Here is a 7660-nt window from a genome sequence, read left to right on the forward strand (position 1 = left end):
CTTTATGACCTCATGCCGGTTGGCCAGTGGAGATATCAGACAGCGCCGCTGCCACCACCGGATAGTAGCTTTCATTACGCTCTGCTTTAGCGCGCAGGCCTGCTGGCACTTGATACAGCGCCCCTAAATGGGCATAACGCTGCGCCATTTCAACATACTGAGTGGTGCCGAGCGTATCCAGATAGCGGAATGCGCCACCGTGGAATGGTGGGAAACCAAGGCCATACACCAGCGCCATATCGGCTTCCGCCGGGCTGGCCACAATGCCCTCTTCCAGGCAACGCACCACTTCGTTGATCATTGGGATCATCATACGTGCGATGATCTCATCACCGCTGATGGTTTGTGCCGGCTGGCTCACTTCTGCCAGTAATGTATCGCTCTGCTCATCGTTGTCCTTACGCGGCTTACCTTTGCTGTCTTGGCTGTAACGGTAGAAGCCCAACTGGTTTTTCTGGCCGAAACGCTGGTTGTCGAACATAACGTCAACCGCATCACGATAATCTTTACTCATCCGCTCAGGGAAGCCAGCCGCCATCACGGCTTGGGCGTGGTGTGCAGTATCAATACCGACTACATCCAGCAGATAAGCCGGGCCCATCGGCCAGCCGAACTGTTTTTCCATCACTTTATCGATCTGGCGGAAGTCTGCTCCGTCACGTAGCAGCAGGCTGAAACCGGCAAAGTAAGGGAACAAAACGCGGTTAACAAAAAATCCCGGGCAATCGTTGACTACGATCGGCGTTTTACCCATACGGGTGGCATAAGCCACCACGGCAGCAATGGTGCTATCGCTAGTTTGCTCACCGCGAATAATTTCGACCAGTGGCATACGATGAACCGGGTTGAAGAAATGCATGCCGCAGAAGTTTTGTGGGCGCTGCAGCGACTTGGCCAACTGAGTAATCGGAATGGTTGAAGTGTTAGAAGCCAACACCACGTTTTCACCGATCAGCGCTTCTACTTCGGATAGCACTGCCGCTTTCACTTTCGGGTTTTCTACCACCGCTTCAACAATCAACTGGGCCCGTTCAATACCGGCATAATCTAGCCGGGGTTGAATGGTTGACAGTACCTGGGCCATCTTCAAACCATCCAATTTACCGCGCTCCAGCTGCTTATTCAGCAGCTTAGCGGCCTCATTCATACCGAGCGTCAGGGATTTGTCATTAATATCTTTCATAATGACCGGTACGCCTTTCAACGCGGATTGGTAGGCAATCCCACCGCCCATGATCCCCGCGCCTAATACCGCAGCCTGATTTGGCGCTTCGACATTTTTTGCCAGCTTTTTCGCTTGGCCTTTCACAAACTGGTCGTTGAGAAAAATACCCACCAAAGCGCGTGCTTCATTTGAGCGCGCCAGTGGTACAAAACTGGCGGTTTCCAGTTTCAAGGCCTCATCGCGGCCCAGTTTGGCGGCGGCTTCAATGGTTTTTACTGCAACCATTGGTGCTGGATAGTGCTTACCTGCAGTTTGTAGCACCATACCTTTGGCGGTGGTGAAGCTCATTATTGCTTCGGTTGGGCTGAGCTTCAGTGGATCCAGTTTTGGCTGACGGTAAGCACGCCAGTCGAGCTGGCCGTTTATCGCCTGTATCAACACCTTCAAAGCACCTTCAACCAGTTGTTCTGTTGCCACTACCGCATCAACCAGACCGACTTTCAGCGCCTCTTTGGCACCAATATCTTTGCCGGCAGCAATAATTTCCAACGCGCTGTCATTACCCAGCAGACGTGGCAAACGCACCGAACCGCCAAAACCCGGCATAATCCCAAGCTTGGTTTCCGGCAGGCCGATGCGGGCGTCAGGGGAGGCAATGCGGAAGTCAGTAGCCAGGATACATTCACAACCACCACCAAGTGCATAGCCGTTGATGGCGGCAATGGTTGGTACCGGTAAATCTTCCAGGCGGTTGAAAATACTGTTGGCAAATATCAGCCATTCATGCAGTTTTTCAGCCGGTGCGGCAAACAACGAAAGGAATTCAGTGATATCAGCACCGACAATAAATGCGGCTTTGGAAGAGCGCAGTAGCAACCCTTTCAGCTCGGTTTGCTTTTCCAGCACGTCAAGAGCAGCACCGAGACTGGCAACGGTGCTGGTATCGAGCTTATTGATCGAACCGGGTGCGTTGAACACCAGCTCGGCAATACCGTTTTCGAGCCAGTGTACTTGTAATGTTTCGCCTTGGTAGAGCATGTCTATCTCCTGAGTCAGCGCAGATGATCTGGTATGACCAGATGATGAGGAGTGTGGTTTTTATGTTAAAAATATGCAAATAAAACATTGCGTATTTGCAAGGCCGATCACATGGGATACGAATAATTCATTGATATAAATATAGGTTATTTTTTCTTCTGGTAGCGAAAAATGCAGAAGTTTAGAACTTGCTGCCAAAATACTGAATCGGGATGCAATGCATTCGGATAAGGTTTGCGAAGCAACCCGCATGCAAGAGGTGATGGGGTTGGAGCGCGGATACAGTGTGTTAAGATGGCGCATTCCGTTTGAAGGGTATAAAGGTACTGTGATGGAAACGCTGGCTTCTTTGTATAACGACCACTTGGCAACGCTGCAAAAACGGGCGCGTGAAGTGTTAGAACGCAATAACTTGGACGCGCTACTGATCCACTCTGGGGAACTGCAACGGGTATTTCTGGATGATCATCATTATCCGTTTAAAGTGAATGCGAACTTTAAAGCTTGGGTGCCCGTAACTTCCGTACCAAACTGTTGGCTATGGGTGGATGGTGTTAACAAACCAAAGCTCTGGTTCTATTCCCCGGTTGATTATTGGCATAGCGTTGAGCCGCTGCCCAACAGTTTTTGGACCAAGTCCATAGAGTTGCAACCGCTGGCTAATGCGGGCGATATTGCCAGCAAATTGCCCTCACAGCGTGAACGTGTCGGCTATATCGGTTATGCCCAACAGCGAGCACGTGAACTCGGGATTGCTTCTGAAAATATCAACCCGAAAGCGGTGCTGAATTATCTCGACTTCCATCGCTCGATCAAAACCGGTTATGAACTCGCTTGCATGCGTGAGGCGCAGAAAACCGCCGTAATGGGCCATCGTGCTGCGCACGAAGCTTTTATGTCCGGGATGAGCGAGTTTGATATCAATCTTGCCTATCTTACAGCAACCGGCCACCGCGATACTGATGTCCCTTACGATAATATTGTGGCTTTGAATGAGCACGCGGCGGTACTGCATTATACCAAGCTGGACCACCAACCACCTGCTGAGGCGCGGAGTTTCCTGCTCGACGCTGGGGCCGAGTACAATGGTTATGCGGCCGATCTGACGCGTACTTATGCGGCGCAGAGTGGCAATGCTTTCGCACATTTGGTGAAAGATCTTAACGATGAACAACTGGCGTTGATTGACACCATCAAAGCTGGGGTGCGCTATACCGATTACCACGTACAGATGCATCAGCGTATCGCCAAGCTGCTCAAAAACCACAAACTGGTGAGTGGCATCAGCGAAGAGGCAATGGTTGAGCAGGGGATTACCTGTCCATTCCTGCCGCATGGCTTGGGGCATCCTCTTGGATTGCAGGTTCATGATACGGCTGGTTTTATGCAGGATGAAAGCGGTACCCATCTGGCGGCTCCGGCAAAATATCCTTTCCTGCGTTGCACGCGGGTGTTGCAACCGGGCATGGTACTCACCATCGAGCCTGGTTTGTATTTTATTGAGTCACTACTGGCTCCATGGCGTAGTGGTGAGTTCAGTAAACATTTTGCCTGGGATAGGATCGACGCGCTGAAGCCATTCGGCGGTATTCGTATTGAGGACAATATCGTGATTCATGACAAGCGTATTGAGAACATGACGCGCGATTTGAATTTGGCCTGATGCAGTCTTATCCGATCCCCAGTGCTGCGATTAGCGTCAGTGAAGAAGTAAAGAAAAGCCGTTTCATCACGTTGTTGGCACCGACCTGTGGGGTGGAAGCAGCTAAAGCCTTTATCCAGCAGGTGCGTGAGGAGCATCCTGCCGCCCGGCATCATTGCTGGGCGTTTGTTGCCGGGGCTCCTGATGATTCACAACAATTGGGTTTTTCTGATGACGGTGAACCTTCAGGAACTGCGGGTAAGCCGATCCTTGCGCAGTTGATGGGGAGCGGGGTGGGTGAGATAACAGCCGTAGTGGTGCGTTACTATGGGGGGATCAAACTGGGAACTGGCGGATTGGTAAAAGCCTACGGTAGTGGTGTACAGCAGGCATTGAAACAGCTGATTGTCAGCCACAAGGTTCTGCAGGCCGAATACACTTTGCACTGTGACTACGCGCAGTTGGCGTTGGTAGAAAGTTTGCTGCAGCAAAGTGAAGGGCGGATTGTACATGGGGAATATGGTGCAACTGTGAGGTTGCATCTGTCCTTGCCAGCAACAGGTGTTGAAGTATTCGGTAGTCGATTACGCGATCTGAGTCGCGGTAATTTGCAATTAACCCCTATTTCGTAATAATTCCCCAACTGAGTCGCTAAGGATCGTGCTGAAATGCATTTTCGCGCCATAACCCGTATCGTGGGCCTGTTAGTCATCCTATTTTCCGGGACGATGTTTATTCCCGGTCTGGTGGCATTGATATATCGCGATGGAGCAGGGCGGGCATTTAGTCAGACCTTCTTTGTGGCGGTGACGATTGGCCTCATGCTGTGGTGGCCGAATCGTAAACAAAAGAACGAATTAAAACCGCGTGAAGGCTTCCTGATTGTGGTGTTGTTCTGGACGGTACTGGGCAGCGTCGGAGCATTACCTTTTCTGTTTGCGGAACGGCCAAACCTGTCTCTTACTGACGCATTTTTTGAATCTTTCTCCGGCTTAACCACGACCGGTGCCACCACGCTGGTGGGGCTGGATGCTTTGCCAAAAGCGATCTTGTTCTATCGTCAGATGCTGCAATGGATGGGAGGGATGGGAATCATTGTTCTGGCTGTAGCCATACTGCCTATTCTTGGCGTCGGGGGAATGCAGTTATATCGTGCGGAAATGCCAGGCCCTCTGAAAGACAACAAGATGCGCCCGCGTATTGCTGAAACCGCCAAAACCCTGTGGCTGATTTATGTTTTATTGACCGTTGCTTGTGCGCTTGCGCTATGGGGCGCTGGCATGTCGGCATTTGATGCTATCGGCCACAGCTTTGCGACCATCGCCATCGGTGGGTTTTCCACGCATGATGCCAGTGTTGGTTACTATGCCAGCCCTACAATCAACACCATTATTGCTGTTTTCCTACTGATCTCAGGCTGTAATTTCGGTCTGCATTTTGCCGTGTTGAGTGGACGTAGTCTGAAGGTGTACTGGCGAGATCCCGAATTCCGTATGTTTATCGCCGTGCAATTTACCCTAGTGGCAGTATGCACTCTGATACTCTGGTGGCATGGCATCTATAAAAGCGGCATGGAAACCGTCAATCAGGCTTTCTTCCAGGTAGTATCAATGGCGACAACGGCTGGCTTTACTACCGACAGTTTCTCTAAATGGCCGTTGTTCCTGCCAATGTTGCTACTTTGTTCAGCATTTATTGGGGGTTGTGCCGGCTCAACGGGCGGTGGGCTGAAAGTGATCCGCATTCTGCTACTGTATTTGCAAGGTTCGCGGGAATTGAAGCGGTTAGTACATCCTAATGCGGTTTACACCATCAAGTTAGGTAATCGTGCCTTACCAGAACGGATCCTTGAAGCGGTATGGGGCTTTTTCTCGGCTTATGCATTGGTGTTTATCGTCAGTATGTTGGCAATTATCGCAACCGGTGTGGATGATTTTTCAGCATTCGCTGCGGTAACCGCCACACTTAACAACTTAGGGCCCGGTCTTGGCGTGGTTGCCGATAACTTCACTACCATGCCGCCACCGGCAAAATGGATATTGGTGCTGACCATGCTATTTGGTCGTTTGGAAGTCTTTACGCTGTTGGTTCTTTTTACGCCAACCTTCTGGCGTGAGTGATCCTATTAAAGGAGTAATACCATGAAGGCACTGATTCTTTATTCGAGCCGTGATGGGCAAACACGCGCTATTGCTTCTTATATAGCAAGCAAATTGCAGGATACCCTGAGCTGTGATGTTATTGATTTGCTGCAGGCTGATGCGATTGAGTTGGGCCAGTACCAGCGGGTATTAATTGGAGCATCTGTGCGTTACGGCCATTTCCATCCCGTGCTGGAAAAGTTTGTTAAGCGCCATGCTGAGCAGTTAAATCAAATGCCAAGTGCTTTCTTTGCGGTGAACCTGACCGCCCGTAAACCAGAAAAGCGCGCACCACAAACCAATGCTTATACGCGTAAGTTCTTGTTGTCATCGCCTTGGCAACCAAAACAATGCGCTGTTTTTGCTGGTGCGCTGCGTTATCCGCGTTATCGCTGGTTCGACCGCTTCATAATTCGTTTAATCATGAAGATAACGGGGGGGGAAACTGATACCAGTAAAGAAATAGAATATACAGATTGGCAGCAGGTTGAACGCTTTACCCAGGAATTCCGTTGTATCTAGTACAAAAAATGACAAAAACGCTGACTTGCACAGCGTTTTGTTGAAAATAACCGCGCTTGAACCGTTTTTTGAATTTAGGGGTTGCGGCCTGCGCGGAACTCCCTATAATGCGCCTCCACTGACCGGGAACAACGACCAACACGTTGCCCAGGCAGGAAGAATCAACCCGGTAAAGATACCGGTTCTCGCAAGAGAAAAAAGGTTGACTCTTCAGCGGGAAAGCGTATTATCTGCCTCCCGCGTTACCGAGAAACAACCCGGTAACCACGCTCTTTAACAATTTATCAGACAATCTGTGTGGGCACTCACAAGACGATATCCAGCTGCTTCGGCAGCACAAAAAAATATCAAGTCTTGAAGAGTGACCAAGCAGTAATTCATTTAAGTGAATTATTACGAACGTTGATTTTCGAGCATCGCTTAACGTGTTTAAGCACATCAAGCTTTTAATTGAAGAGTTTGATCATGGCTCAGATTGAACGCTGGCGGCAGGCCTAACACATGCAAGTCGAGCGGCAGCGGAAAGTAGCTTGCTACTTTGCCGGCGAGCGGCGGACGGGTGAGTAATGTCTGGGAAACTGCCCGATGGAGGGGGATAACTACTGGAAACGGTGGCTAATACCGCATAACGTCTTCGGACCAAAGTGGGGGACCTTAGGGCCTCACACCATCGGATGTGCCCAGATGGGATTAGCTAGTAGGTGAGGTAATGGCTCACCTAGGCGACGATCCCTAGCTGGTCTGAGAGGATGACCAGCCACACTGGGACTGAGACACGGCCCAGACTCCTACGGGAGGCAGCAGTGGGGAATATTGCACAATGGGCGCAAGCCTGATGCAGCCATGCCGCGTGTGTGAAGAAGGCCTTAGGGTTGTAAAGCACTTTCAGTAGGGAGGAAGGCAACACGTTTAATACATGTGTTGATTGGTACCGCATCTGTCAGATGCTCCATCTTTAGTCGCGCCATCAGTTCTGTCAGTTCGCTCATCACAGCAACTCCTCATAATCGCTTAATGCACGCTGTGCCACTCGGCAGGTTTGCTGCCACAGGGGGCGGTGATGCGCGGCTACGGTCTGCCAGCCAGCTGGTTTTTCAGCCAGTAGGTGTGTCGCGATGAGGGCGTCATCTCCATACACCCTGAGCTCGTTAT

At 50.6% G+C, this 7660-nt stretch carries 5 protein-coding genes and 1 rRNA gene; 5 read left to right on the plus strand and 1 reads right to left on the minus strand.

All coding sequences use genetic code 11. The features are described 5' to 3' along the window. Positions 1 to 10: 10 nt before the first annotated feature. On the minus strand, positions 11 to 2203 hold the full coding sequence (gene fadB / locus IV04_RS13295; RefSeq protein WP_037402999.1) for a fatty acid oxidation complex subunit alpha FadB: 2193 nt from the start codon (positions 2201 to 2203) through the stop codon (positions 11 to 13). Positions 2204 to 2534: 331 nt separating this feature from the next. Here fadB and pepQ point away from each other — a divergent pair, with 331 nt between their 5' ends. From pepQ to IV04_RS26580, 5 genes are all read left to right on the plus strand, one after another. After that, the gene (gene pepQ, locus IV04_RS13300; protein ID WP_037403078.1) at positions 2535 to 3866 is read left to right on the plus strand and encodes a Xaa-Pro dipeptidase; all 1332 of its coding nucleotides are present in this window, start codon (positions 2535 to 2537) and stop codon (positions 3864 to 3866) included. Next, positions 3866 to 4477 carry an IMPACT family protein gene (locus tag IV04_RS13305; protein ID WP_037402996.1) on the plus strand — a complete coding sequence of 204 codons (612 nt, stop codon included), beginning with the start codon at positions 3866 to 3868 and terminating at the stop codon, positions 4475 to 4477. The genes pepQ and IV04_RS13305 overlap by 1 nt, the downstream gene beginning before the upstream one ends. A gap of 36 nt (positions 4478 to 4513) precedes the next feature. Beyond that, on the plus strand, positions 4514 to 5965 hold the full coding sequence (trkH, locus tag IV04_RS13310; protein ID WP_037402993.1) for a Trk system potassium transporter TrkH: 1452 nt from the start codon (positions 4514 to 4516) through the stop codon (positions 5963 to 5965). 21 nt (positions 5966 to 5986) lie between these two features. Next, the gene (gene hemG, locus IV04_RS13315) at positions 5987 to 6508 is read left to right on the plus strand and encodes a menaquinone-dependent protoporphyrinogen IX dehydrogenase (protein WP_037402991.1); all 522 of its coding nucleotides are present in this window, start codon (positions 5987 to 5989) and stop codon (positions 6506 to 6508) included. 447 nt (positions 6509 to 6955) lie between these two features. After that, positions 6956 to 7660, plus strand: a 16S ribosomal RNA gene (locus IV04_RS26580); the annotation flags it as partial.

It is taken from the genome of Serratia sp. Ag1 (assembly GCF_000743355.1).
Taxonomy (GTDB): Bacteria; Pseudomonadota; Gammaproteobacteria; order Enterobacterales; family Enterobacteriaceae; genus Chania.